This window comes from Vibrio sp. 1580 (assembly GCF_033340055.1).
Genome location: NZ_JAWOVT010000771.1, coordinates 1 through 511 on the forward strand (window position 1 = coordinate 1; position 511 = coordinate 511).

A 511-nucleotide genomic window follows, 5' to 3' on the forward strand; every position below is an offset into this window, starting at 1 on the left:
GCACCTGTCGCAATCTCTGCGGTGTACGCTAAGCGTAATTTTTGCTGATCGGCTTGGGCTTCGTAAGAGAGTGGCTCGAGTTGCGCACGTTGAAGAGACTTTAAAACATCACTTTGGGTTTTGTTGAAGTCATGACCATGTCTAAAGGACAATTGAATCAACAATACCTCATCCAAAGAAGTGATGATTTTCGCTCCACGCCCAGAAGCAAGTACACGCTCAATACGCGTTGAACCCGATTCAGGTTGATAACTGCACTTGAGGCTTAAGTCCATCGTGCTTTGCGCGACAGGTTGTAACGTACGGCTATGCAAGACCGGCGCTGCAAGGCGGGCCAGTTCACTCGCTTCGTCTAAGCGCAGTAAAGGCAACAGACATGCGTCCGACACTAAACGAGGATCCGCACTGTAAACACCAGCAACATCACTCCAAATGGTTACGGTTGTCACTTCCGCCAAAGCACCGATTACGGTTGCGGAATAATCCGAGCCATTCCGCCCCAACAGCACGG

General features: G+C 50.3%; 1 pseudogene. It reads right to left on the bottom strand.

Annotated features, from left to right (window positions below):
• Positions 1-511: pseudogene (gene metL / locus R7093_RS28300) on the bottom strand (bifunctional aspartate kinase/homoserine dehydrogenase II); the annotation flags it as partial.